Here is a 26041-nt window from a genome sequence, read left to right on the forward strand (position 1 = left end):
GGCAGGCCGTGACCCATGACTTTCCTGTCGGAGCCGTGGAGCCACCGAAAGATGCTCAAACGGCAGACGTTCGGCCGCGCCGGCTTCAGTCTCCTGCGCAAGCGGGTCGTGCTTACCTCCTGGCGACGGCCAAGGTCAGCTCGATCTCGAGCAGTCCCCTGCTCGGCAGGCTGGAGACGCCGACCGCGGTGCGGGCGTGCCGGCCGCGCTCGCCGAAGACATCGTGCAGCAGCCGGGACACGGTGTCGAGGACGCGGCTGTGCTCTTCGAAGGCGGGCTCGGCGTTGACGAACCCCCGCAGGTGCAGGACCCGTTCGACAGCGTGAAGGCCGCCCAGTTCATGCCGCAGGGTGCTCAGGGCGCGCAGCGTGCAGGCCCGGCCGGCACGGGCGAGGGTCTCCGGGGCGGTTGCGGGGCCGACGGGGCCACGCACCACGCCGTCGCCCTCCCGGGAGAGTTGCCCGCTGACCAAGGCAATGCCCCCGTGCACGGTGACGGGCTGGTAGTCGCCGTGGGGGCGGGGTGGTTCGGGCAGCGTCAGGCCGAGGGCCGCGAGCCGTGCCTCGGGGGTCAACGGGTGCTCCTCTCAGCGCCGTCAGCGAGGGCCACGGCGCCGCCCAGCCGCAGGCCGGTGACCGCGTCACCGTCGCGCGCGAAGCGCACGTCAATGCGGGAGGGACGGCCCATGGCCCGGCCCTGGCGAACATGCACCGCCCCGGCGTTCGGGGCGACGCGGCCGGCAGCGAGCAGGCCGGTGACGAGCGCGGTGGCGGCGATGCCGGTGGCGGCGTCCTCGGGGTAGCCGGAGGACCGGGGGAACTGGCGGGCGTCGAAGACCGGGCGGCCCGGATCACTCACCGCGTAAGGGTAGAGGCCGGTGGAGTCCACCAGGGTGCAGGCCTCCTCGACGCGGTCGAAGTCGGGCCGCAGGGCGTCCAGAAGAGCGGGGGAGGCGAGCGGCAGCAGGGTCTTGACCCGGCTGGTGCTGGCGTTTTGCACCGGCGCCGGGGCGAGGTCGTCCCGCGTGATGCCGAGCACATCGAGCAGGAACTCGACCCGGTCGTCCGCCAGGGAATCGACGGCGCCGAGAGGCTGACTGATCTCCACGGTGCGCCGCCCGACCGGGCCACCGAGCCGGCCGAGGACGATGCCGCTGGGGGTGAACACGCGGACCTCGTCGCCAGGTAGGCGACCGAGCCGATCCAGCAGCCACAGGGCGCCGACGGTGACGTGGCCGCACATCGACATCTCATGGTTCGGCACCCAAAAGCGCAGGGCGAGGTCGCAGCCGGAGCCGACCGGCGCGGGCAGGACGAAGCCGCTCTCGTGGCCGGAGCGGCGGGCGACGTCCCGCATCTCCTCGTCGGTCATCGTGGCCGCGTCGACCACGATCGGCGCCGGGTTGCCGCCGCCGGGTCCGTCGGCGAAGACGGTGACGAAGTGAACTTCGGGAAACATCGGTGCTCGACTTCCTTTCGGGTGTCCGGCTTTGCCGGGGTGCGGTCAGGGGGCGACGGACGTGGCGGCGGGTTCGGGAACGAGGCTGATGGCCGCGCGGCGGCGTTTCGCGGTCACCCACAGCACGACCGCGACGACCAGAGTGGCCAGTGCCTGCATCGCGGGCTGGAGCAGCAGCGGGGTGTCCGGCTGCACAAAGCCCTTGGCGATCATGATGACGGAGACGACGATCGCGGCCGGAGCGGCGAAGAGCAGTTCGCGGCGCTCGACGAGGGTCTGCGCCCACTGCGGGCGGAGGGCCGCCGGGCGCAGCCTCAGGCCGAGCCAGCCGACACCCACGACGGCGATCACCAGCATGAACGTCACCGAACGCAAGGCGATGCCGATCTGGAAGCCGGCGGTGGCCTCCTCCACGAGGAAGATCAGGCCCAGCACAGCCGTGACCAGGACGGGAACGACGGGGACCTGTCGACGGGTGGTGCGGGCGCAGGCCGCGGGCAGCAGTCCGTCCTGGCTCCACGCGTACATCACGCGGGAGCAGTCGACCATCAGCGGCGCGACGGTCTTGCCTGCCACCACGACGACGAAAAGGTCGAAGACGACTGTGACGGCGCGCGGGGCGAGCACGGCGATGATGCCGGGGATGGAGGCAGCGTCCTGGTGGCCGGCCTCCGCCAGCGGGTGCACGGCGTACCAGGGAACGGCGTGGAAGACGGAAGTGGCCACGACACCGTACAGCACAATGGCCACGGCCCAGCCACGCACCAGTCCGCGGGCCAGGGTGCCGCCGTCACGCGTCTCGCCGCCGAGGGAGGGCGCGGCGCTCACGCCGCCGTAGGAGTAGATGAAGAGCACCAGGACGCCGAGGAACGCGCTGAGGCTGGGGGTGTCGTCGGCGGGGCGGTGCACGGGGTGGCCGAGGAGGGTCGCGGCGTGTGCGGCGAAGGCGTGCGGGTCACCGGCCAGGCAGACCGCGACGGTCAGCACGACGACGCCGAGCACCATGGCGAGCATGACGGCCATGACGCGCCCAAAGGAGCGGATGCCGCCGAGCTGAAGCAGGGTGAAGACGAGTAGGAGGCCGGCGCCGAGCACGATGTGGCCGCCGGGACTCTGGGCGAGATCGGCGCCGGATGTCCAGCCGACGGCCTTCAGCAGGCTGCCGAGGAAGACGGCGAAGCCGTAGCTTTGGAATCCGATCGAACCGACGACTCCGACCACGTAGAGGGCGCTGGCGGCGAAGCCGGTGCGGAGTCCGACGGTGCGAGTCATCCAGACGTAGACCGACCCAGCGCGGGGCAGTGCCTGAGCGAACCGGGCGAAGAGCCACACAGCGGGGCCGAGCAGGAAGCCGGAGACGACGAGGGCGACCGGCACGAGGTAGGTCACGCCCGGCTGGGCGCCCAGGGCGTTGACGAGGACGAGGTTGACGCCGCTGCCGTACTCGGCGGCCAGGGTGGCAGCGGCGACGGCAAGAGTGCCCACGACGCGGGCAAGGGGGGATACGGCGGGCAGGGTTGACGCTGTCTTCTGGGGCATGGAAGACCTTCCATGGACGTACGGAACGGGAGGGAGCGCCCGGGGAGGGAGCGCCCGGGGAGGGAGCTCCCGGGGAGGGGCGCGCGGAGCGGGAGTCCCGGGACTGGACGAGCGGGACGGCAGGGGTGCGGAAGGGGCCGCGTGCCGCGGGCTGCGGCGCTGACGGATGGCCGACCGGGCGGAGACGAGGTCCGCCGCACGGAGCGGTGCGCGCGAGGTTGAGCGCGCGGAAGGGGGCCCGCGGGCATGGGGCACCGGAGCACGGTGGAGCCCGCACAGGCCAGCCGATCACCTGGACCGGGTCGAACGGTGATGGATGGCGCCCGTCACTGGGTGGGAACGGGCGCGTCGGAGGAGGACAGAGTCAGACGCTCACTCCGGCAGCGGTCAGAGCCTCGCGGCCGAGGGTGGTCACGTCGAGCCGGCGGCTGCCGTGCCGGGGCCGGATCCACTGCCGCGCGAGGAGTCCCTGGGCGACGGCGGCGCCGAGTGCGCCCCCGAGGTGGGGGGCCTTCTCGGTCCAGTCAGGGCAGCCGTAGGCGAAACGGCGGCGAGCGCCGAGCAGCGGTTCCCACTCCGCGACGCCGAAGTCGGGCAGCACGTCGCCCGCGGCAGGGCCGACGGCGAGGTCCCCGTCGTCGAGCGGATCGCCGACGAGGGCGCCGCGGTCGATCAGGGTGCGCAGTACACCGACCCCAAGGTGGCCGCCAACGTGGTCGTAGCAGCCGCGGGCCTCGCCATGCCCGGGCAGGTCCGGCGTGTCGGCGCAGGTGACTCCGGCGGCGGCGCGCAGGTTGGCGAGCACCTCCGCCAGGTAGGCGTTGGGCAGCCGGTAGAGGCTCTGCCGGCCCTGGCGCTCGGTGACCAGCAGCCCGGCCTTGCGCAGCACGGCGAGGTGATTGCTGACCTGGGCCTGCGACTGTCCGGTCACCTCGACCAGTTCGCTGAACGGGCAGGGCCCGTGCTGCGAGACGTGGGTGAGCGCCAAGACCCGCAGCGGGTGCGCCAACTGACGGCTCAGCTCGGCGACCGCAAGGGCCGCCTCGCCCGCCGTCGCGGAACCGTCGGCCATCTCCCCTTCACCACCATGTTCCATGACTTCATGCAACATGGCGGAAGGGGGGTGTGTCAATGGTTCGACTCTGTCTCACTTTCGGGATGCTGTTGATGATCTTCACTCGGTGGGGTGAAGTCTGCGGACCTCGACGGTGGTGATGTCTTCGTGGTGTTGCGCTGGTGCAGCGGGTTGGACTCGGCGGTCGGAGGGGTGGCCGCAGTGGCAATGGGTTCGGTTTCGGGGCGAGTGATTCCGCCGTTGACGGTGCGGATGGCACGGGCGTTCGCCGACCTGGCCGTCGACGTCCGCGCGGGCGCGTTGCCGGTACCCCGCACCCACAGCGAGGACCCGGCACTCATGATCGTCTGTCACCGCGCCGCAGACCGGGCCGAGTCGGCGCAGGCCATGGCCGAGGACCTCTTCGACGACGTTTTCGAACGAGGGCTGGTACGGCATCCCGCGGATGCGGCTCACGGTGCTGTCCGGGCACCGGCTCCTGGCACGGTCCTGGCGGCGCTTCCGCCTTCGAGCAGCGCACCGCCGGCTCGGTCCGCGCCCGCACCCCGTTCATCGCGGCCATGCGCCAGAACGTCCCCACCGAGCTGGGCAGTGTCCTGCACAAGCAGACCAGGAACCCTGCCCTTGCCGTAAATCTCATCCACCCTGGTGAGGACCGCTTCTTCGAGCTCCCGAAACGATCGCGCTGCCGCGACTGGCTCAAAAGCGGCCGACATGTCGGTCAAGTACAAGGAGACAGCGCGGGGCGGGCTCGCGGTGAACGTCATCGAGTGCTGAGAGGATGGGCCCTGACCAGCGCGTTCCTGTCTTTCAGCGCTGTCAGGGCCTTCCCTGCTTACGCGGGGAAAGCCCCCGGAATGTCCCCGAGACAGGCTTGAAGGTCTCCGTTTCCCTGCATGAGGGCACCATCGCAGCTCTCAAAGCACGTACCGGCAAACGCGGCATGTCCGCCTACGTCGAGGCCCTCATCCAGCGCCAGCTGGAGCGCGACCGGCTACGCGAACTCATCGAAGACGCCGAACCGTCGGCCTTCCGCTCCCGTCAGCCGGTGAGCAACACATCCCGGACCGCTCTGACGCGCAGCTCCTCCAGCGTGCTCATCTGCCGCTCGGCCCGTGCGATCAGTCCGTCGAGCTCCTGCTCGTCGAGGCGGCCATCCGCCTCGGCCAGGGCGCGCAGCGTGCGCCATCCGAGTTCCTTGCCCTTCACCCCCAGCCGGAGGAACTCAAGTTCGATCACCAGCGTCAGAGGTGAACGCCTGCAGAGGCGCCCATTTCTCTTGAGCCGCCCCAGTCGCTCGGCCGCGCCGGATACTGCGACCTTGTAGCGACGCTTCGGCACGCCCAGGCTCCGCATGATGCGCAGCAGGCTCGCACGGTCCTCGGCGATCTCGCCCGCGAGGTGCCGCAGCGGTTCCGCGAAAGGCGGGTCGCGATGCGATCGGGCCATGAACAGGGAGCGTCCGGCTCCGACCGTGGAACCTGCCAGATGGTCGTTGAGATAGATCCCGAGCAGGTCCGTGCGGACCCTGCGGATCTGCGGGCGGGTGCCCGGCATCGGTGTCGACATGGTTCGTGTCCTCGCTTCTCCGCGCGTCCGGCAGACCCGGCCGGGGTCACCCACCCTGCGCCGGTCACGGCGGGCGGCACCGCCCGGCAGTGCGCGCTGATGTCTCCGACCCGTCTGTCTCAGCTGTGGCCATCGGGGTGCAGGACCACCTTGGTCCAGCCCTCGTCCCGGTTGTCGAAGTGTTCATAGGCCGACGGTGCCTCGTCGAGGCCGAGTTCGTGCGAGACGATGAAGCCGGGCTCGGCCCTGCCTCCGGCTATCAGGTCGCGCAGGGCCCGGTTGTACCTCTTCACTGGCGCCTGGCCGGTCCCCATGCGCTGGCCCTTGAACCACATCAGGCCGTAGTCGAACGGAATCCTGCCCTGGGCCGCCAGCTCGCCCTGGGCCTCGGCGCCGCCCGGGTCCTCCGGGAGGAACACGCCGACCACACCCAGCGAGCCGGTGAAGCGGACGCTGTCGATCAGCCCGTTCAGGGTGAGGGCGGCGTCCTCCTGGCCGCTCGGGTCGTGGGCCTGGTATCCGACGCACTCGCAGCCGTTGTCGGCGCCGAGCCCGAGGGTTGCCTCCTTCACGACCTCGGCCGGGCTTTCGCTGGTCGTGTCGATCGCGATGGCGCCGATCTCCTCGGCCTTGCGCAGCCGGTCCTGCTGGTGGTCGGCTACCCACACCCGGCCGGCGCCCTTGAGGATCGCCGAGTACGCGGCCATGAGCCCCACCGGCCCGGCGCCGTAGACGATGGTCTGGTCACCCGGCCCGACGCCGGCCATCTCGGTGGCGTGGTAGCCCGTCGGGAAGACGTCGGCAAGCATCACATAGTCCTTCTGCCGCTCGACGGCGTCCTCGCCGAGACGCAGGGCGTTGAAGTCGCCGTAGGGAACGCGCAGGTACTCGGCCTGACCACCTTGGTACGGCCCCATCTCGGCGAATCCGTAGGCGGCTCCCGCCAACGCGGGTTCCGGCTGCATGGTGAGGCAGTAGTTGGTCAGTCCCTTTTCGCACTGCTTGCAGAAACCGCAGGCGACGTTGAAGGGGAGGACGACGTAGTCGCCGACCTTCACCTTCCTGACGGCGGAGCCGACCTCGACCACCTCGCCGAGGTTCTCGTGCCCCATGCTGCGGCCCGGCTCGAAGGACGTCCGTCCCTCGTACATGTGCAGGTCCGAGCCGCAGATGTTGGTAGTCGTGATCCTGACCAGGATGTCGCAGGGGTGCTCGATCTTCGCGTCCGGCACGTCCCTGACGGTCACGGCACGCGGTCCTTCGTAAACGGCGGCCTTCATGGTCTCTCCTTTCAGGCCACTCCGGTCCGGCCGACCGAAGGGCGGCTGGGCGGGCTGTCGCTGTCCGTCCCGGGTCCCCGCACACGATTCCGGCGAAACGGACCGAAAGGGCTTGGCGAGGCGTGTCACCTCGGCCGTGAGGGAACCCGGCGGCCATGAACACCGAGCAAGGATTCCGGGGGTCGTACTGGATCGAGACCGCGCCGGGCCGCGAGCCCGCTCCCCCGCCGGCCGGGGGCCTCGCCGTCGATGTCGCGGTGGTGGGCGGCGGTATGGCGGGGCTCAGCACGGCCTGGGAGCTGGCCCGGCGCGGGCGTGAGGTGGCCGTTCTGGAGGCCGGACGGATCGCCGGCGGGGTCACCGGGCACACGACGGCCAAGCTGACCGTGCTGCATACGCTCGTGTACGACCGCCTGCGCCGCACCCGCGGCCGCGAAGGCGCGCGGCTGTACGCCCACTCGCAGTCAGCGGCGATCCGCCGCGCCGCCGAGCTCGTCGGCGACCTGGGCATCGAGTGTGCGTGGGAGGAGGCGGCGGCCTGCACATATGCCGAGGACCCGGAGTACGTGGCCCCGCTGCGGGCGGAGGCCGAGGCGGCTCGCGCCGCGGGCCTGCCGGCCGAGTTCGTCACCGGAACGGAGCTGCCCTACCCGGTGGCCGGTGCGGTCCGGGTGACCGGCCAAGCGCAGTTCCATCCCGTGAAGTACCTGCGTGCCCTGGCCGACGACCTGTGCCGGCGCGGCGGCGCCGTGTACGAGGGGACGCGCGTCACCGGACTCACCGAAGGCGAACCCTGTGTCCTCGCGACCGACGCGGGTGCGGAGGTACGGGCGCGCGAGGTCGTCGTCGCCACGCACTACCCCGTCTTCGACCGGGCCCTGCTCTTCACCCGGCTCTCCCCGCGCCGCGAGCTGGTCGTAGCGGGGGCCCTCGACGCCGACCGGGCGCCACGCGACATGTACATCACCCCCGAGCAGAACACCCGGTCCGTGCGCAGCGCCCCCTACGCCGACGGCAAACGCCTGCTGATCGTCACCGGCGAGCACTTCACCCCCGGCGCCCCTGGCATCGCCGACGTCGAGGAACGCTTCGGCCGGCTGACCGCCTGGGCCGAAAGCCGCTTCCCGGGCCTGACGCCCACCCACCGCTGGGCCACCCAGGACAACGACTCCACCGACTCGGTCCCCCTGGTAGGGCCGCTGCACCCGGGCAGCCGCCACACCTACGTGGCCACCGGCTTCGGCGGCTGGGGGCTGAGCGGCGGCATCATGGCCGGCCTGCTGATCGCCGACCTTGTCGAGGGCCGGGAGGTGGAATGGGCGGGCCTGTACGACCCGCGCCGAGTCGGTTCCGTGGTGCGTGAAGGCATGTCGTTCCTCAAGCACCAGGCCCACGTGGCCAGGCACTTCGTCGGCGACCGGCTGCCACCCACCACGGCACCCGCGCCCGAGGACCTCGCCCCCGGAGACGGAGCGGTGCTGCGCGTGGGCGGGCACCGGTGCGCAGTCCACCGGGACGACAGCGGTCAGCTCCATGCCGTCTCGGCCCGCTGCACCCACCTCGGCTGCCTCGTCGCCTTCAATCGGGCGGAACAGGCATGGGAGTGCCCGTGCCACGGCTCCCGCTTCGCCTCCGACGGCCGCATCCTCCAAGGTCCCGCCGTTCGGCCGCTGGAGCAGCGCGAGATCCAGTCGACGTGACAGCCCCGCAAGGCTGCCCCGCAAGGCTCTTTCGTTACGGCCGTGGTCCAGGGGTACTCGTGCAAGACCGTCGGCGTCGTCCGGCACCCGCATTCCCCGCACCCCGTGGAGCAGACCCGTGAGAGCGCTGGAGGTTCCACAATGACGGTCGAACCTCTCAGCACCGCTTCCCGGTTCCGCTGCTGGATCCCGCCGGGCGTCTACCGCCCGCAGACCGACACCGGGCTGCTCCGGCGGGCCCTGCACCGGGAGCGGATCACCAGCCGTACGGAAGTCCTGGACCTGTGCACCGGCAGCGGTGCGCTCGCGCTGGAGGCGGCCCGTCGGGGTGCACGAGTGACGGCGGCGGACATCTCCTGGCGGGCGCTCGCTACGGCCTGGTGCAATGCCCTGTTGAACGGGCAGGTGGTGCGGGTGCGCCACGGTGACCTGGTGTCCGCCGTCCCGGGCCGCCGTTTCGACCTCGTGGTCACCAACCCGCCGTACGTACCCGCCCCGCCCGGCAACGGCCCGCCCCGGGGCCCCACCCGCGCCTGGGACGCGGGGACGGACGGCCGCCTGTTCATCGACCGCATCTGCGCGGCGGCGCCGTCGGTCCTGCGCCCGGCGGGGCGGCTGCTGATGGTGCACTCGCACCTCAGCGGCGTCGAGGACACGCTGGCCGGCCTCCGGCAGGCCGGGCTGCGCGCGGAGGTCGTCGACCGTACCCGGGTGCCCTTCGGCCGCGTACTGCGCTCCCGGCTCGGCTGGCTGAGTGAACACGGCCTGCTGGCCGACTGCGCCGGCCCTACGACAGAGGAGCTGGTGGTGATCCGTGCCGAACGCATCTGAACGCCCCCGCCGGATCCGCGTCCAGCGCTTCGGTCCGCTCCTGGTGGAGGGGCCGGTGGAAGTCGTGGGCGAGGACGGCGAGGTGAGCGTGTCGCGGCGCTTCACCGTGGCCGTCTGCACCTGCCGCCGTACCCGGACCCCGCCCTGGTGCGACACCAGCCACCGCCGCCGTGCGAAACCGGACGAGGCATCGTGAGGACGAACGTACGTCTGCCGGAGCCACGCGGCCCGCTCTCGGCCGCGCTCACCGCCGTACTGCGTGAATCGGACTCCGGCCTGCCACCACTCCCCGCCGAAGCCGACCCCTATGGCGACGATCTCCAACTCGCCCTGTACATCCTCTACGAACTCCACTACCTCGGCTTCGACGGGGTACCCGACGGCCGCGAATGGGACCCCGAACTCCTCGGTCTGCGCGCCGGGTTGGAGAAACGCTTCCTGAGCGCGCTGCGCGCGGACGCACCGGTCGGCGCATCCGACACCGCCGTACAAGCCCTGGACGAGCTCCAGCTCGAACCGGTCGGCGAGGTCGACGGCAGCCTCTCCCACTTCCTCCGCGACCGCGGCACCCTCGACCACTTCCGCGAGTACGCCGCGCTGCGCTCGCTCTACCACCTCAAGGAGGCCGATCCGCACGCCTGGGTGATCCCCCGGCTGCGCGGGCGAGCCAAGGCCGCCATGGTCGCGGTGGAGTTCGACGAGTTCGGCGCCGGCCACGCGGACGAGATCCACGCCCAGCTGTTCGCCGACCTGATGGCGGACCTGGGCCTGGACACGTCGTACGGTCACTACGTCGACGCCGTACCGGCCGAGGCTCTGGCCACCGTCACCATGATGTCCCTGTTCGGCCTGCACCGGGCCCTGCGCGGAGCGCTGATCGGCCACTTCGCGACCGTCGAGGTCACCTCCTCCCCTGCCTCCCGCCGCCTGGCCGAGGCCCTGCGCCTGATGGGTGCGGGCCCGGCGGCCGTCCGCTTCTACACCGAGCACGTCGAGGCGGACGCGGTGCACGAACAGGTTGTACGGCACGAGGTCGTCGCCGGACTGCTGGCGGACGAGCCGCAGTTGGACGCCGACGTGGTCTTCGGGATCCGCGCGACAGGCCACCTGGAGGACCGCCTCGCCGCCCGGGTGCTGGACGCCTGGCGGCACGGCCGGCCCGCACTGCTCCCCGCTCAGGGACGTTTCGCCCGGCCTGTGTCGGTCGCGCACCTCCACCCGCGCACAGACGCACCTCCGCCGTTGACGGCAGCGGCGACGGAGGCCGGTGCTGTCAACGGCGGGGCGAGGCGGTTCGCCGGTTAATGGTGCGGATTTCCCGCAGAGCGGGTACGCATTGCGGTGCCGGCAGCCTCGATTAATTCGTCGCGATATTCGCGATTCACCAAGGCATCATCCAGATTCCATTGCCCTTGGCAACGCAATTGAACCCGGTGAGACGGCCCTCCTGGGCGAGCTTGTTACCCAGGGTCTGACATTCGAGGTAGGACGCGGTCCAGTGCGGGGCCAGGTTGGTCTCCGCAGCAGCGGTGCCGGCCGCGGCCAGGGGCAGCACGACGGCCGCGGTGGCCACCGCGGCCGCAGCCGCGACCTTGATACGCAAATTCTTCATATGCTGTCTCCAATCTCCGGGCGGCAGTGCGCTACCGCCGAATTCAATGAGAATGACTGACATGCGGGAGGCTAGCGCAATTCCGACTTTCGCAGCCTCCGTGACAAGTCGGAGACAAGGTGCAGACAAGAATTTCCGCAACGCACCGACTCCAGCATCGCGCCGCAGTCGCCCCATACGACGAACAGCGCGCAGCCGGGCACCACGGCAAGACCCAGCAGCGGGGCCTGGTTGACGAGCGCCAGGGAGACGCCCAGCAGGCCGAGGTTGAGCAGCGCGAGCGGCCAGCGGCGCACCGAGGCGTAGCAGGCCGCCAGGAGGGTGTGCCGGGAGACGGTCGGGTTCTCGGCCGGGTCTTCGGCCAGCCCGGCCATGGCGACGACTCCGGAGCTGAGGGCGAGAAGGATCACCACGGTCAGCAGCGGCGCCAGGGCGGACCCGAGGGCGGATCCCCAGAGGGCGGCCAGGTCGGTGGCCGCCACGGCGATCAGCAGGACGAAGGGGGTCCAGCCGAGGAGCGCCCGGGTGAACAGGCGCCGGTAGCCGCGGAACAGGTCGGCCACCGGCGCCCGTTCGTCGTCGGCGGTGCGCCTGAGGTAGGCGAACACCGCGGCGAGGGAGGGGCCGGCCCCGAGCGAGAGCAGGCCGAAGAAGACCGGGTACCGCCAGGGTTGGTGCTCGGCGGCCAGGGCCAGCAGCAGCGGCAGGCTGGTGACCGCCACGCCGAGGTTGACCACCAGGACCCGGTGGACATGGGACCAGATGAGGTCCCACGAGTCGTGGCCGACGTTCAGCCGGAGCCTGCGCCCGGTCGCTGGTGTGCTCGGTGTGCTCGGTGTGCTCATCCCCGCCACCTCACTTCATCCCGCTGGTGGCGATGCCCTGGACGAAGTACCGCTGGCCGAGCAGGAAGACCACCAGGATCGGCAGCACCGACAGCACCGAGCCGGTCATGATCATCGCGTACTCGGAGCTGTACATGCCCACGAACGACCGCAAGCCGAGCTGCACCGTCCACAGGTTGTTGTCCGTCAGGTAGATGAACGGACCCATGTAGTCGTTCCAGGTGTTGACGAAGGTCAGCAGCGCGAGGCTGGCCAGCGCGGGCCTCGACAGCGGCAGCACGATCCGCGCCCAGATGCCGTACTCGGTCAGCCCGTCCAGCCGCGCGGCCTCGCTGAGCTCGTCCGGGATGGTCAGGTAGAACTGGCGCATCAGGAAGACGCCGAACGCCCCGAACGCCTGGAGCAGGATCAGCGACAGGTGCGTGTTCACCAGGCCCAGCTTCTGCATCATGATGTACTGCGGCACCATGTACGCCTGCCACGGCACCGCGATGGTGGCGATGTAGGCCATGAAGACGGCATCGCGCCCGGGAAAGCGCATCTTCGCGAAGCCGTAGGCCGCGAAGCTCCCGGTCAGCACCTGCAGTGCGGTGATGACGACGCTGAGGAACAGCGAGTTCCCCATATAAGTCCACAACGGGATCTCGGTCCAGATGTCGGAGAAGTTCTCCCAGCGGAAGGACTTCGGTATCCACTGGATCGGGACCGTGAAGACCTCGTTGTCCGTCTTCAGCGAGGACACCAGCATCCAGATGAACGGCAGCAGGACCGCGGCCGACAGCACCGTCAGCACCACGTACAGCAGGGCCCGGCCGACGGGCCGCAGCGCCGTCGTCTTCATCGCTCGTTCCTCCGCTGGAATCGGAACTGGGTCACGGTGATGATCAGGACGATGAGGAACAACACCATGGAGATGGCCGAGGAGTAGCCGAACCGGCCCTGGGTGATGCCCTCTCGGAAGATGAGCTGGGACAGCACCAGCGTGGAGCGGCCGGGGCCGCCCTCGGTCATGACCTGCACCAGGTCGAAGACCTTGAAGCTGGAGACCGTCAGCATGACCAGGACGAAGAAGGTCGTCGGCCGCAGCGACGGCACCGTGACATGCCAGAACCGCTTCCACGCACCGGCGCCGTCCACCCTGGCCGCCTCGTACAGCTCCGCCGGGATGGCCTGGAGCCCCGCCAGATACAGCACCATGTAGTAGCCCATGTCCCGCCACACACTGGTGATGATGATCGCGGGCAGCGCCCAGTCGGTGTCGGTGGTCCACCCCGGCGGATGGGCCGTCCCCACGGCCTTCAGCAGCTGGTTCACCGGACCGGCGTCCGGGCTGAACAGCATGTTCCACACCACGGCCACCGCGACGAGCGAGGTGATGTAGGGGAAGAAGAAGGCCGTACGGAAGAAGGCGACGCCGCGCAGCTTCTGGTTGAGCAGCACCGCGAGGCCCAGGGAGGCCGCCATGGTGAGCGGGATGTGCCCGGCCGCGTACCAGGAGGTGTTGGACAGCGCCGTCCAGAAGTTGTCGTTGTCCCACATCCGGCGGAAGTTGTCGAGCCCGATCCACTGGGGGGTGTTGTACGAGTTCCAGTCGGTGAACGACAGCAGCAGCGTAAAGACCACCGGGACCAGGGTCAGGGCGGCGAAGCCCAGCAGGTTCGGCAGGATGAAGCTCCAGCCCACCAGCGCGGTGCGGCGGCGGCGCCGCTTGAGGGCCGCGGTGTTGGAGGTCTTGCCGGGGCCGCGGGCGCCGGAGGTCTTGTCGAGGCCGCCCGTCGTCTTGGCCGTGGCCGTGGCCGTGGCTGCGGTTGTGGCCGCAGCCGCAGCCGTGGCGCCGGAGATCTCGCTCATTCGACTTCGGACTTCACGCGGGATTCCATCTCCTCGATGCCCTTGTCGATGGACTTCTCACCGGACATCACCAGCTCGTGCTCCTCCTTGAGGATCTGGTCGATGTCGGAGGACTTCGGGCTGACCGGCATCTCCAGCTTGACGGTGTCCGGGCTCATGGCCTTCTTGGACAGGTCGTCGTTCGGCATGCCCTTGACGCCGAAGAAGTTCTTCATGACCGCGTCATCCGTGTAGGACGGCACGACGCCGACCTTGGCGATCGCGGCCGCTCCCTTCGGGCCGGAGGCCCACAGTACGAACTTCTTCGCCGCCGCGGAGTTCCTGGCCTTCTTGTTCACGGCGAACGCGGTCGGGGAGCCGAAGGTGACCGTCTTGCCGTTCGCGCTGGTCTGCGGCAGCGGTGCCATGCCCCAGTCGACGTCGTTCTTGCCCTCGGCCTTCAGCTGCAGCAGACGGGCGGCCAGCCAGGTGCCCATGGGCACCATCGCGGTCTTGCGGGTGGAGAACATCGCGTCGTAGGTGGTCTGCTGGGTCTTGGCCGTGGCGAACGGCATCACGGCGCCGGACTTCTGCAGGTCCAGTGCCATCTCGTACTGCTTCTTGAAGAACCCGTAGTCGCCGCTCAGCTGGTCCCCGCCGGTCTGCGCGGCGGCGATCGCCTGCACCACCGAGCGCCAGGTCTGGTGGTAGGTGCCGTAGACCTTGGCCGAACCCGAACCGGTGGTGAGCTTCTTGGCCAGCTCGGCGTAGTCGGACCAGGAGAGCTTGGACAGATCCGCGCCGCTCTTCTTGAGGAGGTCCTTGTTGTAGAAGAGCACCCAGAAATCCTGCCGGTACGGCACGGCGTAGTAGTCGCCCTTGAGGTCGAAGGCGTCGAGGCCGGAGTACTTGGCCTTGTCGAGCTTGTTGACGTCGGTGGTGAGCGACTGGAGCTGGCCACGCGTGCCGTAGCGGGCGTAGTCGGTGACGTTCTTCATGGTCAGCACGTCGGTGCTGTCACCGCCGGAGAGCATGGTGGTGACCTTGTTGGAGTAGTCGGCGGAGAGGATGTCGACCGGCTGTACGTCGATGTCCTTGTTCTCGGCCTCGAATCCGTCGATCAGCGCCTTGAACTCGGGGGTCTTCTCGTAGTCCCATACCGCGACCTTGACGATGGTCTTGCCGTCGGCGGTCTTGCCACTGCCCTCGCCGTTGCCACAGCCGACGGCGAGCAGGGACAGCGCGACGGCCGCGGTCAGGCCTCTGACGGGTCCTTTGAGGGTGCGTATCACGGGAGCGGCTCCTTGTGATGAGGGGTTGTGATGCGGGAGGTGCGTGTCGCGGGGGGTGGTGGTGCGAAGAGTCCTGGTGTCCTGGTGGGGTGAGCGGGGCTCGGGGTGCGGCGCCCGGGGGGTTTGGGCGCCAGGCGGCTCAGGCGTTCAGAGGCTCAGGCGTTCAGAGGCTCAGGCGTTCAGAGGCTCAGGCGTTCAGAGGCTCAGGCACTCACGCGCTCAGGCCGAGCGCCAGCGCCTCCGCGGTGATCTCGGACTGCAGGGGTTCGCGCGCGGTCCACCGGGCCAGCTCGTCCATGGCGTGGTCGGTGAGGCGCCCGATCTCCGTGCCGAGCGAGCCCGCGATATGCGGGGTGATCATCACGCTGGCCTGGTGTCTCAGTGGCGAGTCGATGGGCAGGGGCTCGGGGTCGGTGACGTCGAGGATGGCGAAGAGGCGTCCGGAGGCGCATTCGGCGGCGAGCGCGACGGAGTCGATGAGACTGCCGCGCGCCGTGTTGATCACGGTCGCGTGATCGGGAAGCAGGCTGAGCTGGTCGGCGCCGATGAGGTGGTGGGTCTCCCGGAGTTCGGGAGCGTGCAGGGACAGCACATCGACGCGCGGAAGCAGTTCCTCCAGCGGGACCAGGGCGGCGCCCGCCCGCTTCACCTCCTCCGCGTCGGCGTACGGATCGGCGACCAGGCAGGTGGTGTCCCCGAGGATCTTGAGCAGGTCGACCACCCGGCGGCCGATCCGCGAGAAGCCGACGATCCCCACGGTCCGGCCGAAGTTGGACAGGTCGCCGTATCCCGACACCGTGCCCCAGCCCTGGTAGGCGCGTTCCTCGTCGGCGGCGAGGAACGGGGCCTTCTTGCCGGCGAAGATGATGGCCGCCAGGGTGTACTCGGCGACGGGGATCGCATTGGCGTCCGCGCCGCTGGTCACCTGGATCCCACGGCGCCACACCTCCTCGCCCACCAGCCCCCGCACACTGCCGGCGCAGTGCAGCACCGCCCGCAGCGCGGGGGCCGCGGCGATCCGCTCCGGCGTCAGCTTGGGCGCGCCCCAGGACGTGAGCATGACCTCCACGTCCGCCAGGCGCGCCCGCACCGCCGGATGGTCGAGGTCGTCGGTCCAGACCGGGTCGCCCAGGTTCACCAGATCCGCCAGCCGCGCCAGCCGGGCGGAGTCGAAGTGCGCGTCGAAGCTCGGCCTGCTCATGACGACCAGCGCGTTGGGCTTCGTCTGCATCGGGCGTCGAGTCCTTCCCTAGGCCGGTCTGGACCGGCACCGTTGCCATCTGACGCGAAATCGCGAAATCGCGAAGTTGCTATGTCCCGCTGAATCCCGTGTTGCGTAGAACACATTGGAACCCGCCGAACACGTTGGAACAGGGATAGTGGTCAGCAGCACATATCCGCCATAGATCGAACACAATCGAAGCGATTCGTTCAGATTCGAACAGGCCATCAGGCCGTCGACCGAGGGGGCCCGATGAGCGCAGACCGACCTTTCGCCCTTCAGCGCAGGGAACGCCTGATGGACGAGGTGCGCCGGCACGGCACCGTGCGGGTCCGTGACCTCGCCCGGCTGCTCGACGTCAGCGAACTGACCGTACGGCGGGATATCACCGCCCTCGCCGCCCGCGGCCTGCTCACCAAGGTGCACGGCGGCGCCACCCTGCCGACCGATCTCGACCAGGCCCCGGCCCGTCGGCCCCGCCCCACGCCTGTGCCGTTCACGATCGGCATGGTCGTACCCTCCCTGGACTTCTACTGGCCGTCGATCGTCAGCGGCGCCCGCTCGGCGGCGGCCGGCCTCGGCGTCCAGCTCCAACTGCGCGGATCGAGCTACGACCAGGCCGAGGACCGCCGCCAGATCAGCCGGCTGATCGAGGCCAAGCAGGTCCAGGGGCTGCTGCTGGCGCCCAATCTGGAGGGCAACGGGGTCGACGAGATGATCGACTGGATCGGCAATCTGCCGGTGCCGACGATCCTCGTGGAGCGGCAGACCCCGCAGTGGACGCCGACCCCGCGCCAGCTGGAGTGGGTGCGCAGCGACCACGCGCTCGGCATGGAGCTGGCCGTACGCCACCTCCACGAGCACGGCCACCGCCGGATCGGTCTGGTGCTGTCCAAGGGCAGCCCGACCTCGGCCCACCTCGCCCAGGGCTGGCTGAAGGCATGCACGGAGCTGGATCTGCCCAGCGAGTTCGTGGTCCGCGAAAGCGTCGCCCTCGACCAGCCGGGCCACCGGCAGATCATCGAGGGCATCCTCGACCGGTGCCGCGGGTCCCGGATCACCGCGCTGATCGTGCACAGCGACCCAGACGCGATGTCGGTCGCCCAATACCTCGCCGAACAGGGGTACTCCATCCCCGATGACATGGCCCTGGTCAGCTACGACGACGAGGTGGCCCATCTCGCGGAACCGTCGATGACGGCCGTACGCCCGCCCAAGGCCCGGGTCGGCCGGGTGGCGGTCGAGATGATGGTGTCCAGGCTCATGGAGGGCAAGCGCCGCCCGGCGCAGCGCGTGCTCATCCTGCCGGAGCTGATCCTCCGTGATTCGTCGGTCAAGCGGGCCCGGGCGCTGTGAGGGCGCGACGGACCCGCCCGGTGACGCAAGGCCAGTAGGGCGTCGGCGGGTCGGAGCGGACCGAGCCGGTCAGGGGGCCGCCGGGGGCACCGCGACCGCAGGCAGCTCAACGTCGGTGGTGAGACCGTCCGGCCAGGTCAGCCGGGCCCGATGGCCACCGTCGGAACCCGGGTGGACGGAGACGGCAGGATCGGGCCCGCCCTGGTCGCTCTGGCTGCCGCCCTCGAGGGCCACCACGGCCGCGAGCACATCGCCGTACGGCACACCGTCCGTGGCCAGCCACGGCGTCGCGGTCCGGGCGCCGAGCGGGCTGTCGTCCTTCCCGGTGGCGACTCCACCGCGGTGCAGCCCTCGCAGGCCGCGCAGCGACGAACGCAGGGACGCGGTGCCCGCCTCCGCGTACGGCCCGGAACCCGCGCGGCCGGTGCCCGCGCGACCAGTGCCCGCCCACGTCTCGGGCGGGGTGCCGGCCGCGACCGGCCAACCGCCCATCCGCACAGAGCCCCCGCTCCGGCCCGCCGCCGATGCCGGGGCGTCCACCCTGACGAGCCGTACCTCAACCCCCGCGCGCAGCACCGAGGCGACGGTGACCACGGGCCCCGGCGTCGTCGGCCCGGTCCGGCCGGAGCCGTGGTCGGGCGAGTCGTCGGCGCCGCTGTCGACCCAGCGCACCGGCCCCCGGGAGGCGGCGGCGAGCACACCGCCGGGAAGCTCAAGGGCGAACAGCGTCTCGAACCCGGTGCGGTGGCTGGCCCGGCCGTCCTCGTCGAGCAGTACGACCGCGTTGTCGACCGGGTCGGCCGCCGACGCGGCGGTCAGCGGGGGCACGGTGGCGGTGGAGTAGCCGAGCCGTGCGTACAGCGGCGAGTCCGCGCTGGTGTCGCCGGGACGCGCGTGGTCGGTGCCGTGGTTGAGCACCACCGCGATCCCGTCGCGGCGCCGCGCGGAGACCAGCCAGCCGGGCGCCTCGACGACCCGTACGACGTCCCCGGTCTCCACCGGCAGCGGGAGTTCCGGTTCCGTCCATACGGGGTGGTCCTCGGGCAGCATCAGGCCGAGCATGCCCTTGGCCGCCCAGTACGGCGAGGCGGGCCCGGAGTAGGACTGCCGCATCGCGGGCCAGGCGGCGTGCCAGCCGAGGTTGAGCAGTCCGTCCCCGTCGGGGGCTCCGCGTTCGGCGAAGTGCCGGACGATGCCACTGGCCGCGCGGCGTACGAGTCCCGGCGGTTGCCCGCCCTCCCCGGTGATCGCGCCGACCCAGAAGGGCGCGGCGGCGGCGAAGCGGTAGGTGAGGCTGCGTCCTTGCAGCAGCGGGGAGCCGTCCGCGCCGACCAGGCACACCGCGTCGTCGAGATAGCGCGTAAGGTCCGCGGCCCAGGTCTCCCGGAGGGCCGGCGGGCACAGCGTGCCGGTGACGTCGAACAGGTGGGTCCACAGCAGCGGATACAGATGCAGCGCCCAGCCCGTGTAGTGGTCGAAGGCCCGCTCCTGCCCGTCGCTGAGCCAGCCGCCCGTCCGGCGCAGCGAGGCGTGGACGGCCAGGTCCTCCTCGATATCGGCGGCCGACCACGGTCCGCCGACCTCCCGCAGGAACGACTCGACGACGATCCTGAACCAGACCCAGTTGATGGGCGGATAGGGCTGTCCGACGACGGTCCCCAGCCAGTCGATGACCCGCTCGCGCACCCCGTCGTCGAGCCGGTCCCACAGCCAGGGCTTGGTCAGTTGCAGCACCAGGGCGATGGAGGCGGCCTCGACCTTGGCCTGGCCGAGTTGGTCGGGGCGGGGCCACGCCTCGGGCGAATGCGGATCGGTGCCCGCCGCCAAGCCGCGCGCGTACCGCTCCAGCAGCCCGCCGAGCAGCCCGCCGGGGTCCGCGCCCCGCTCCCCCGCGACGCGGAACCCGGCGAGCAGGAAGGTGCGGGCGAAGCCCTCAAGGCCGTCGGAGACCGCGCCGTTCGCGCTCGCCGGACCCGGCAGGTCGATCCGGGCTCCCGCCGGGGAGGCGTACGGCTGGGCGGCGGCGAGCATCCGGTCGGCGAGCGCGGTCCAGTGCGCCCTGGTCCAGCCGGTGTACGGGGCGAGGTCCCGGTCCTCGTCAGGCGACACTGCTTCCTCCGGAAGGCGGTGGTGGGTGATGGATGGATGGATGGCGTTGCCACCTCATCCCGTGACATAGTCCCGAGTCAACGATTTCGAACAGAATCGATCAGGAGAGATAATGGGCCTGGTAGAGCCGGAGCCGGAGTCCCCCGCGTACCGCTCCCTGCGGAGCCGACTGGCCCCGGCCCTGAGCCCCAATCCGCTGGTCGAAGTCCTACGCGATGCTCCTATGCGGCTCCCCGTCCCCACGGTCACCGCGCGCCCGGTATGGGAGGCGGTGGACGCCGGCACGCGGGAGGGGCTGCTGGAGGAGGCCGCGGCCGAACTCCGCCGGAACGCACCGGCCTTGACCGCATCCGACTGGGCCCGGACGTTCCGCGACGGAGTGCGGACCGCGTACGAGGACAACGCCGGGCGGCTGCGCGAGCGGGCCACGCTCTTCGTACTTGCCGCCACACTCACCGGCGAGGTGGCACCGGCCGACGCCCCGCCCGGTGCCGCCCCGTACCTCGACGCCGCGGCCGACGCCCTGATGGCCCTGGCCGAGACCAGCACTTGGTGCTGGGCGCCGCACGACCGCTACGCCAAGGCCCGCGACGAAGTGCTGCCGGACCCGGACGAGCCGTTCCTCGACCTGGGGGCCGCCGAGGTGGCGTCCCTGCTGGGCTGGGCCGACCACGTACTCGGCCCGCATCTGGACACTCGCGTCCCCGGGCTGCGCAGGAGGCTCCGGCGCGAGGTGGACCTGCGGGTGCTGACGCCGTTCGAGCGCACCCGGGACTGGCACTGGATCGGGCTCGACGGGGACGCCCACAACTGGAACCCCTGGATCCATGGGGCGGTTCTCGCCGCGGCCCTCCTGCTGACCGACGACGAGGAACGGCGGGCCCGGCTCGTACGGCTCGTCGTCGAGGGCCTGGACCACTACCTCGCCGTACTCCCCGACGACGGCGGGATCGACGAAGGCGTCGCGTACTGGTGGCAGGGCGCCGGCCGGCTCCTGGAAGCCCTCGACCTGCTCGCCGACGCCGGCGGCCCCGCGCTCGACGCCCGCGACCTGCCCGTATTCGGTCCGCTCAGCAAGTTCCCGCACCGTATGCACCTCGCCGGCGACTGGTACGTCAACGCCGGCGACGCCCCCGCCCGGCTGTGGCTCGACCAGCCCTGGCACCTGCTCTTCCAGTGGGGCGAGCGACTGACCGACCCCGACGTCCGTGCGCACGCCCTGGCATGCGCACGCGGAGGACCGACCGTACGCCCCCGGGCTGGCCTCGGCCGAGCACTCGCCGGACTCTGCGCCCCACACTGGCGCCACGCCCTGGCCACAACCGATGTGGCTGACGGCGATGCCCCCTGGGCGGCACGGGAGACCTGGCTGCCCCGGGTCCAGGTCCTCGTCGCCCGGGAGACGCCGGGCACTGCCGCGGGCCTGACCCTGGCGGCGAAGGCGGGCCACAACGGCGAGCGGCACAACCACCTCGACGTCGGCTCGTACTGGGTCGCCCTGAACGGCCGCCCCCTGGTCGTCGACATCGGCCAACCGACCTACACCGCCGCCAGCTTCGGCCCCGACCGCTACCAGGCATGGCCCCTCCAGAGCGCCTGGCACAACGTCCCCGAGCCGGGCGCCGAGCAGCAACCAGGCCCGGACCACGGTGCGGCCGACGTACGCGTCGACCTGACCCCAGCCGCAGCCACCCTGCACGCCGACCTCGCCGCTGCGTACCCGACGGGCCTGCTGCGCACCTGGCGCCGCTCCTTGCGACTGGTGCGCGCCACGGCGGACACCCCGGCACACGTCCTGATCGAGGACCGCTGGACGCCAGATCGCGCTACCCCAGTACTGCTACGGCACATCCTGTCGGGAGCCGTCGAACTGGCCGAGGGGCAGGCACAGGTCACCGCCGACGGCTGCTCGTTGCTGATCACCTGGGACCCGGGGCGCGCCACCGCCCGGCTCGAACACCGCGATCTCGACGACCCGTTGCTGCGCGAGTCGTGGGGAGAGCGGCTGACGAGGCTCACCCTGACTGTCGCGGCTCCTTCTGACGGGGAGCCGTTCACCGTTCGGATGAAGCGGTCACGGTGAGAAGGCCGTCAGTGCAATGGCGTCAGCAGAGCGTTCACCCGGACCGCTATATCGTGATCCTCAAGACGTACGGAGGCCTGGGCACCGAGATCGTACGCAATCCGTCGCAGCACCTTCAGCCACTCGGCGACGAACGAGCGGATCTCGACCGTCAATTGACTTCTTTCGTTGAGAAGGGACTCATAACTTCCGGACACGGCTATCCAGCGGGAATCGATTCTCAGCAATTCTCCGTCCCGACGGATCTGCCATTCAGTGGAGAAGGTGTCCGACCCCCAGTAGACCCGCGTTTCGGAGAACTCCGCACGCTGAATCTCCTCAAGCAGCGGCACTAGGTCGTCGAGCAGCACCGGAATATCGTAGCGATACTCCAGCAGCACCGGAATCCGGTTCCAGACCAAGACCGCATGCTCGGTCTCCAGAGGATAGAGCTGACCCACCGCGTCGGCCATGTCATCAGCGGTTTCAACCTTCAGAACCTCGGGACATCCCGATTGGATATAAAAGCTCACCAACGCCCCTATCGGGTCACACTTCCCGTCCCCGCCATTCCCCGGCTCTAACACCACCCAGGACTCCCGCAACGCGAAACCCGAGGGCATACGCCTTCACCATGCGGGTATCCGAGGGGCCGCTCATCGCTGTACTGATTCCGCGCTCGAAGGAAGCCCCATGCTAATGGCACACCCCGCGGTCCCGCGCAACCTCGTCCAGCAGTACGAAACCCCGCAAGCGCTGAACGCCAGGCCGACGGCGGGAGCGGATGGGCAATGAACGGCACACCCCCGCGCGAAAGCCCACTCGGGCCAGACGATCTTGAGGAAGCGGCCGCCAAGCTGTCCGATCAGCGGGACCGCCTCCACGCGGAGATCGCCACCGCACGGGAAACCGAGTCGGCCCTCCGCCGCGCCTGCGCCCTGGACGCCGCGGACGTCGGCGCGACCACCCTCGCCATCGAGGAACTGCACACCCGTACCGACGCCGCCACCACCCTCCTGGAACGGACCCTCGCCGCGCTAACCCGCATCCAGGACGGCACCTTCGGCACCTGCACCACCTGTGGCGCCCCCATCGCCCCGGAACGGGTCATGGCCATGCCGCACGCCGAGCGGTGCGTCGCCTGCACCGAGCGGCAGAGTGGGCCCTGAGCGAAGCGCCAGATAACGCGCTAGATCTGGCCGAGGTCAATCTCCACCGGAAACGGAGCCGCGACCTTCACCACGCCCGTGAACCCGTCCCCGTCCCGATAGGTCCTGGTCGCTGGGTCGAGGACGTAGGTGTACACCAGCGGGACGCCTGTCGCGGTCTGCTCGATCCGCCAGTAGAAGGCGATCCCGGCCTTGGCGTACTGGTCCACCTTCACGATCCGGTCGGTGGTCTCCGACCCGGGGGATACGACCTCGGCGACCAGCAGCACATGCTCGGGGCGGGTGGGCGTGATGTCGATCGCCTCCGCGCGGTACACAACCACGTCCGGGTGGCGATTGGTGAGCGGCCCACGTCCTGCAGCCGGACGCCGAAGTCCGTGTCGGCGTTCCAGTCAGGTCCCGCGGCGGTCTCCAGGGCGTTCGCGAGGATACGAGCCAGGCGGTTGTGCCGCTTGGACGCGCGGGGGCTCACCACGACCATCCCGTCCACGATCTCGACGCCCGCGCACTGCTCCTCGGACCAGGAGTCGTACTGCTCGGCCGTGATCTGCTCGCGTAGTGCAGCCACGTCGTCAGGCGCTCGGGCCGGCCACCACGTCGCCCTCGGACTCCGCCGCACCGGCAGGGGTGTCACTCAACCCGAGGCGCAGGTGCTCCACGTGGTAGAGGGCCTGGTCGAGGAGTTCGGCGACGTGGTTGTCGTACAGCGCGTACACCACGGAGCGCCCCTTGCGGGTGCCGGTCACCAGCCCGAGGTTGCGCAGCAGGCGGAGTTGGTGGGAGCAGGCCGACTGCTCCATGCCCACCTCGGCGGCCAGTTCGGTGGCCGCGAGGGGGCCCTCGCGCAGCCGGGCGAGGATCAGCAGTCGGGAGGGGGTGGCCAGCGCTTGCAAGGTCGTGGCGACCTTGGCGGCACCGGCCGCGTCCAGGCGCGCACGAGGGACGGTGCTGGCGGGGGTTGCGGCTCCATGACCCATGCGGTCATCGTACGCCGACGCCTCATGAATGCATGAATCATTGTTCATTCATTCCTGTTACGGTGGTGGCGTCGGATGCGATTCCTCCCGCCTGTGAAGGACCACTGCCGCGATGACGTCCACACTCACCCGCTCCGCCCCGACCCCCGGCGCTGCCCGCGACGCGGTGGCGCCGCCCAGGCGCCGTACGCGGATCTTCGCCTTGCCCGAAGCCCGCTGGGCGGCTGCCGCGCTGGTGCTGTTCCTGGTCGGCCTGCCGCTGTATCTGCTGGGGGCGCCGGGGTGGGCATGGGGTCCGCTGTTCGCGCTCGTGTACGTGACGGGCGGCTGGGAGCCCGGCTGGGCGGGCCTTCAGGCGCTCAAGGACAAGACCCTCGACGTCGACCTGCTCATGGTCGTCGCCGCACTCGGCGCGGCGGCGATCGGGCAGGTGCTGGACGGCGCCCTGCTGATCGTCATCTTCGCCACCTCCGGCGCACTGGAGGCCATCGCCACCGCCCGCACCGCCGACTCCGTACGCGGTCTCCTCGACCTCGCCCCGGCCACCGCCACGCGCCTCGCCGACGACGGCGGGGAGGAGACGGTGCCCACGGAGCGGCTGCGCGTGGGCGACACGCTTTTGGTGCGGCCCGGGGAGCGCATCGGCGCCGACGGCCGGGTGCTGGACGGGGCGAGCGACGTCGATCAGGCCACCATCACCGGCGAGCCGCTGCCGGTGGCCAAGGAGACGGGCGACGAGGTGTTCGCCGGCACCCTCAACGGCACCGGGGCGCTGCGGGTGAAGGTCGAACGCGATCCGTCGGACTCGGTGATCGCCCGCATCGTGGCCATGGTCGAGGAGGCCGCCGAGACCAAGGCCCCCACCCAGTTGTTCATCGAGAAGGTCGAACAGCGCTACAGCCTCGGCATGGTCGCCGCCACCGTGGCGCTGTTCGCGCTCCCTCTCGTCTTCGGCGCCGCTCTGCAACCGACGTTGCTGCGGGCCATGACCTTCATGATCGTCGCGTCTCCCTGCGCGGTGGTGCTGGCCACCATGCCCCCGCTGCTGTCCGCGATCGCCAACGCCGGACGCCACGGCGTGCTCGTTAAGTCCGCCGTGGTGATGGAACGCCTCGGGCAGATCGACGCCGTGGCCCTCGACAAGACCGGCACCCTCACCGAGGGCACCCCGAAGGTGACGGACATCCGCCCGCTGCCCGCCTCCGACCTGACCGAGGACGCGCTGCTACGGCTCGCGGCGGCGGCCGAGCACCCCAGCGAACACCCCCTGGCCCGCGCCGTCGTGGACGCCGCGCGTGACCTCCGTCTCCCCCCGGCTGAGGATTTCAACTCCAAGCCCGGCACGGGCGTGACCGCCCGCGTCGACGGCCAGGCCGTCGCGGTCGGCAGCCCGGCCCGGCTCCTGGCCGACCGCGCCGACCACCCCGCCGCGGCGCTCGCCGAGCGACTGGAGCGCGAGGGCCGTACCGCCGTCCTGGTCCTGGTGGACGGCGCCCCGGTCGGCGTACTGGGCATCGCCGACCGCCTCCGCGACGAGGCCACCGCCACCGTCGCCGCCCTGGCCGCGCTCACGGGCACCGCGCCGGTCCTCGTCACCGGCGACAACCCGCGCGCCGCCGCGCGCCTGGCCGACGAGGTCGGCATCGCGGACGTACGGGCGGGACTGCTGCCGCAGGACAAGGTGGCGGCGGTGAGGGAGTTGGCGGCCGCCGGGCGAAAGGTCCTGGTCGTCGGCGACGGCGTCAACGATGCCCCTGCTTTGGCCGCCGCCCACACCGGCATCGCCATGGGCCGCGCCGGCTCCGACCTCGCCCTGGAGACCGCCGACGCGGTGGTGGTGCGAGACGAGTTGGCCACCATTCCGACTGTTGTCGCGCTCTCCCGCCGCGCCCGGCAGCTTGTGGTGCAGAACCTGGTCATCGCCGGGACCTTCATCACCGGTCTGGTGGTGTGGGACCTGGCCGGGACGCTGCCGCTGCCGCTGGGTGTCGCGGGCCACGAGGGCTCCACGGTGATCGTCGGTCTCAACGGTCTGCGGCTGCTGGCTGATGGCGCGTGGCGTCGCGCGCGGGGCTCGGGGGACCACGGGTAAGCGGCGAGACCGCCCCCGCATGC

Annotated in this window: 23 protein-coding genes and 1 pseudogene; 8 read left to right on the plus strand and 16 right to left on the minus strand. The window is 70.7% G+C overall.

Going from position 1 to position 26041, the window contains the following annotated elements:
* Window positions 1-112: 112 nt before the first annotated feature.
* From ACFV2X_RS14110 to ACFV2X_RS14135, 6 genes are all read right to left on the minus strand, one after another.
* Window positions 113-574, minus strand: a complete 462-nt coding sequence (locus ACFV2X_RS14110; RefSeq protein ID WP_385615700.1) for a RidA family protein — start codon at window positions 572-574, stop codon at window positions 113-115.
* Window positions 571-1458, minus strand: coding sequence for a PhzF family phenazine biosynthesis protein (locus tag ACFV2X_RS14115; RefSeq protein ID WP_385615703.1), 888 nt, complete (start codon window positions 1456-1458; stop codon window positions 571-573). The genes ACFV2X_RS14110 and ACFV2X_RS14115 overlap by 4 nt, the downstream gene beginning before the upstream one ends.
* A gap of 45 nt (window positions 1459-1503) precedes the next feature.
* Window positions 1504-2997: an APC family permease gene (locus ACFV2X_RS14120; RefSeq protein ID WP_385615706.1), complete on the minus strand. Its 1494-nt coding sequence runs from the start codon at window positions 2995-2997 to the stop codon at window positions 1504-1506.
* Between the two features lie 364 nt (window positions 2998-3361).
* Window positions 3362-4069: an ArsR/SmtB family transcription factor gene (locus ACFV2X_RS14125; protein WP_385615709.1), complete on the minus strand. Its 708-nt coding sequence runs from the start codon at window positions 4067-4069 to the stop codon at window positions 3362-3364.
* A gap of 1044 nt (window positions 4070-5113) precedes the next feature.
* Window positions 5114-5629 carry a hypothetical protein gene (locus ACFV2X_RS14130; RefSeq protein ID WP_385615712.1) on the minus strand — a complete coding sequence of 172 codons (516 nt, stop codon included), beginning with the start codon at window positions 5627-5629 and terminating at the stop codon, window positions 5114-5116.
* 131 nt (window positions 5630-5760) lie between these two features.
* Entirely contained in the window at window positions 5761-6921 is a 1161-nt protein-coding gene (locus ACFV2X_RS14135; protein WP_385615715.1) for a glutathione-independent formaldehyde dehydrogenase, read from the minus strand.
* A 155-nt stretch (window positions 6922-7076) separates the two neighbouring features.
* On the opposite strand from ACFV2X_RS14135, the gene ACFV2X_RS14140 reads away from it, so the two are divergent.
* From ACFV2X_RS14140 to ACFV2X_RS14155, 4 genes are all read left to right on the plus strand, one after another.
* Window positions 7077-8621, plus strand: a complete 1545-nt coding sequence (locus ACFV2X_RS14140; RefSeq protein WP_385615717.1) for an FAD-dependent oxidoreductase — start codon at window positions 7077-7079, stop codon at window positions 8619-8621.
* Window positions 8622-8762: 141 nt separating this feature from the next.
* The gene (locus ACFV2X_RS14145) at window positions 8763-9452 is read left to right on the plus strand and encodes a HemK2/MTQ2 family protein methyltransferase (RefSeq protein WP_385615720.1); all 690 of its coding nucleotides are present in this window, start codon (window positions 8763-8765) and stop codon (window positions 9450-9452) included.
* The gene (locus tag ACFV2X_RS14150; protein ID WP_385615723.1) at window positions 9436-9648 is read left to right on the plus strand and encodes a CDGSH iron-sulfur domain-containing protein; all 213 of its coding nucleotides are present in this window, start codon (window positions 9436-9438) and stop codon (window positions 9646-9648) included. The genes ACFV2X_RS14145 and ACFV2X_RS14150 overlap by 17 nt, the downstream gene beginning before the upstream one ends.
* Window positions 9645-10757, plus strand: coding sequence for an iron-containing redox enzyme family protein (locus tag ACFV2X_RS14155; RefSeq protein ID WP_385615726.1), 1113 nt, complete (start codon window positions 9645-9647; stop codon window positions 10755-10757). The genes ACFV2X_RS14150 and ACFV2X_RS14155 overlap by 4 nt, the downstream gene beginning before the upstream one ends.
* Window positions 10758-10833: 76 nt before the next feature.
* On the opposite strand, the gene ACFV2X_RS14160 is transcribed toward ACFV2X_RS14155, so the two are convergent.
* From ACFV2X_RS14160 to ACFV2X_RS14185, 6 genes are all read right to left on the minus strand, one after another.
* A complete protein-coding gene (locus ACFV2X_RS14160; RefSeq protein ID WP_385615729.1) occupies window positions 10834-11064 on the minus strand; it encodes a hypothetical protein in 231 nt (76 codons plus the stop codon).
* A gap of 71 nt (window positions 11065-11135) precedes the next feature.
* On the minus strand, window positions 11136-11909 hold the full coding sequence (locus tag ACFV2X_RS14165; RefSeq protein ID WP_385615731.1) for a YesL family protein: 774 nt from the start codon (window positions 11907-11909) through the stop codon (window positions 11136-11138).
* 10 nt (window positions 11910-11919) lie between these two features.
* On the minus strand, window positions 11920-12750 hold the full coding sequence (locus tag ACFV2X_RS14170) for a carbohydrate ABC transporter permease (protein ID WP_385615734.1): 831 nt from the start codon (window positions 12748-12750) through the stop codon (window positions 11920-11922).
* Window positions 12747-13760 carry a carbohydrate ABC transporter permease gene (locus tag ACFV2X_RS14175; RefSeq protein WP_385615737.1) on the minus strand — a complete coding sequence of 338 codons (1014 nt, stop codon included), beginning with the start codon at window positions 13758-13760 and terminating at the stop codon, window positions 12747-12749. Before ACFV2X_RS14175 ends, ACFV2X_RS14170 begins: the two co-directional genes overlap by 4 nt.
* The gene (locus ACFV2X_RS14180; RefSeq protein WP_385615740.1) at window positions 13757-15031 is read right to left on the minus strand and encodes an ABC transporter substrate-binding protein; all 1275 of its coding nucleotides are present in this window, start codon (window positions 15029-15031) and stop codon (window positions 13757-13759) included. The genes ACFV2X_RS14175 and ACFV2X_RS14180 overlap by 4 nt, the downstream gene beginning before the upstream one ends.
* Before the next feature lie 211 nt (window positions 15032-15242).
* A complete protein-coding gene (locus ACFV2X_RS14185) occupies window positions 15243-16262 on the minus strand; it encodes a hydroxyacid dehydrogenase (protein ID WP_385615743.1) in 1020 nt (339 codons plus the stop codon).
* Between the two features lie 243 nt (window positions 16263-16505).
* On the opposite strand from ACFV2X_RS14185, the gene ACFV2X_RS14190 reads away from it, so the two are divergent.
* A complete protein-coding gene (locus ACFV2X_RS14190; protein WP_385615746.1) occupies window positions 16506-17609 on the plus strand; it encodes a substrate-binding domain-containing protein in 1104 nt (367 codons plus the stop codon).
* 69 nt (window positions 17610-17678) lie between these two features.
* On the opposite strand, the gene ACFV2X_RS14195 is transcribed toward ACFV2X_RS14190, so the two are convergent.
* Entirely contained in the window at window positions 17679-19718 is a 2040-nt protein-coding gene (locus tag ACFV2X_RS14195) for a DUF2264 domain-containing protein (protein WP_385615749.1), read from the minus strand.
* 112 nt (window positions 19719-19830) lie between these two features.
* Here ACFV2X_RS14195 and ACFV2X_RS14200 point away from each other — a divergent pair, with 112 nt between their 5' ends.
* Window positions 19831-21801 carry a heparinase II/III family protein gene (locus tag ACFV2X_RS14200; protein ID WP_385615752.1) on the plus strand — a complete coding sequence of 657 codons (1971 nt, stop codon included), beginning with the start codon at window positions 19831-19833 and terminating at the stop codon, window positions 21799-21801.
* Between the two features lie 8 nt (window positions 21802-21809).
* Here the strand turns inward: ACFV2X_RS14200 and ACFV2X_RS14205 are convergent, their stop codons facing one another.
* Complete coding sequence (locus ACFV2X_RS14205; RefSeq protein ID WP_385615755.1) at window positions 21810-22313, minus strand: hypothetical protein; 504 nt, start codon at window positions 22311-22313, stop codon at window positions 21810-21812.
* A gap of 258 nt (window positions 22314-22571) precedes the next feature.
* Between ACFV2X_RS14205 and ACFV2X_RS14210 the strand changes: the two genes are divergently transcribed.
* Window positions 22572-22949 carry a TraR/DksA family transcriptional regulator gene (locus tag ACFV2X_RS14210; protein WP_385615757.1) on the plus strand — a complete coding sequence of 126 codons (378 nt, stop codon included), beginning with the start codon at window positions 22572-22574 and terminating at the stop codon, window positions 22947-22949.
* A gap of 20 nt (window positions 22950-22969) precedes the next feature.
* Here ACFV2X_RS14210 and ACFV2X_RS14215 read toward each other — a convergent pair.
* A pseudogene (locus ACFV2X_RS14215) lies at window positions 22970-23517 on the minus strand (Uma2 family endonuclease).
* A gap of 4 nt (window positions 23518-23521) precedes the next feature.
* Entirely contained in the window at window positions 23522-23926 is a 405-nt protein-coding gene (locus tag ACFV2X_RS14220) for an ArsR/SmtB family transcription factor (RefSeq protein WP_385615760.1), read from the minus strand.
* 112 nt (window positions 23927-24038) lie between these two features.
* Here ACFV2X_RS14220 and ACFV2X_RS14225 point away from each other — a divergent pair, with 112 nt between their 5' ends.
* The gene (locus ACFV2X_RS14225) at window positions 24039-26018 is read left to right on the plus strand and encodes a heavy metal translocating P-type ATPase (RefSeq protein ID WP_385615762.1); all 1980 of its coding nucleotides are present in this window, start codon (window positions 24039-24041) and stop codon (window positions 26016-26018) included.
* Window positions 26019-26041: the final 23 nt, after the last annotated feature.

The sequence above is a fragment of the Streptomyces sp. NPDC059679 genome (assembly GCF_042734105.1).
Lineage (GTDB): Bacteria > Actinomycetota > Actinomycetes > Streptomycetales > Streptomycetaceae > Streptomyces.

Bases quoted from the DNA above. Each gene is read 5' to 3' on its own strand.
- ACFV2X_RS14135 (WP_385615715.1), bottom strand. From the start codon at position 6,921: ATGAAGGCCGCCGTTTACGAAGGACCGCGTGCCGTGACCGTCAGGGAC.
- ACFV2X_RS14210 (WP_385615757.1), top strand. From the start codon at position 22,572: ATGAACGGCACACCCCCGCGCGAAAGCCCACTCGGGCCAGACGATCTT.
- ACFV2X_RS14175 (WP_385615737.1), bottom strand. From the start codon at position 13,760: ATGAGCGAGATCTCCGGCGCCACGGCTGCGGCTGCGGCCACAACCGCA.
- ACFV2X_RS14160 (WP_385615729.1), bottom strand. From the start codon at position 11,064: ATGAAGAATTTGCGTATCAAGGTCGCGGCTGCGGCCGCGGTGGCCACC.
- ACFV2X_RS14115 (WP_385615703.1), bottom strand. From the start codon at position 1,458: ATGTTTCCCGAAGTTCACTTCGTCACCGTCTTCGCCGACGGACCCGGC.
- ACFV2X_RS14220 (WP_385615760.1), bottom strand. From the start codon at position 23,926: ATGGGTCATGGAGCCGCAACCCCCGCCAGCACCGTCCCTCGTGCGCGC.
- ACFV2X_RS14125 (WP_385615709.1), bottom strand. From the start codon at position 4,069: ATGGCCGACGGTTCCGCGACGGCGGGCGAGGCGGCCCTTGCGGTCGCC.
- ACFV2X_RS14165 (WP_385615731.1), bottom strand. From the start codon at position 11,909: ATGAGCACACCGAGCACACCGAGCACACCAGCGACCGGGCGCAGGCTC.
- ACFV2X_RS14140 (WP_385615717.1), top strand. From the start codon at position 7,077: ATGAACACCGAGCAAGGATTCCGGGGGTCGTACTGGATCGAGACCGCG.
- ACFV2X_RS14145 (WP_385615720.1), top strand. From the start codon at position 8,763: ATGACGGTCGAACCTCTCAGCACCGCTTCCCGGTTCCGCTGCTGGATC.
- ACFV2X_RS14200 (WP_385615752.1), top strand. From the start codon at position 19,831: ATGGGCCTGGTAGAGCCGGAGCCGGAGTCCCCCGCGTACCGCTCCCTG.
- ACFV2X_RS14185 (WP_385615743.1), bottom strand. From the start codon at position 16,262: ATGCAGACGAAGCCCAACGCGCTGGTCGTCATGAGCAGGCCGAGCTTC.
- ACFV2X_RS14190 (WP_385615746.1), top strand. From the start codon at position 16,506: ATGAGCGCAGACCGACCTTTCGCCCTTCAGCGCAGGGAACGCCTGATG.
- ACFV2X_RS14225 (WP_385615762.1), top strand. From the start codon at position 24,039: ATGACGTCCACACTCACCCGCTCCGCCCCGACCCCCGGCGCTGCCCGC.
- ACFV2X_RS14170 (WP_385615734.1), bottom strand. From the start codon at position 12,750: ATGAAGACGACGGCGCTGCGGCCCGTCGGCCGGGCCCTGCTGTACGTG.
- ACFV2X_RS14120 (WP_385615706.1), bottom strand. From the start codon at position 2,997: ATGCCCCAGAAGACAGCGTCAACCCTGCCCGCCGTATCCCCCCTTGCC.
- ACFV2X_RS14130 (WP_385615712.1), bottom strand. From the start codon at position 5,629: ATGCCGGGCACCCGCCCGCAGATCCGCAGGGTCCGCACGGACCTGCTC.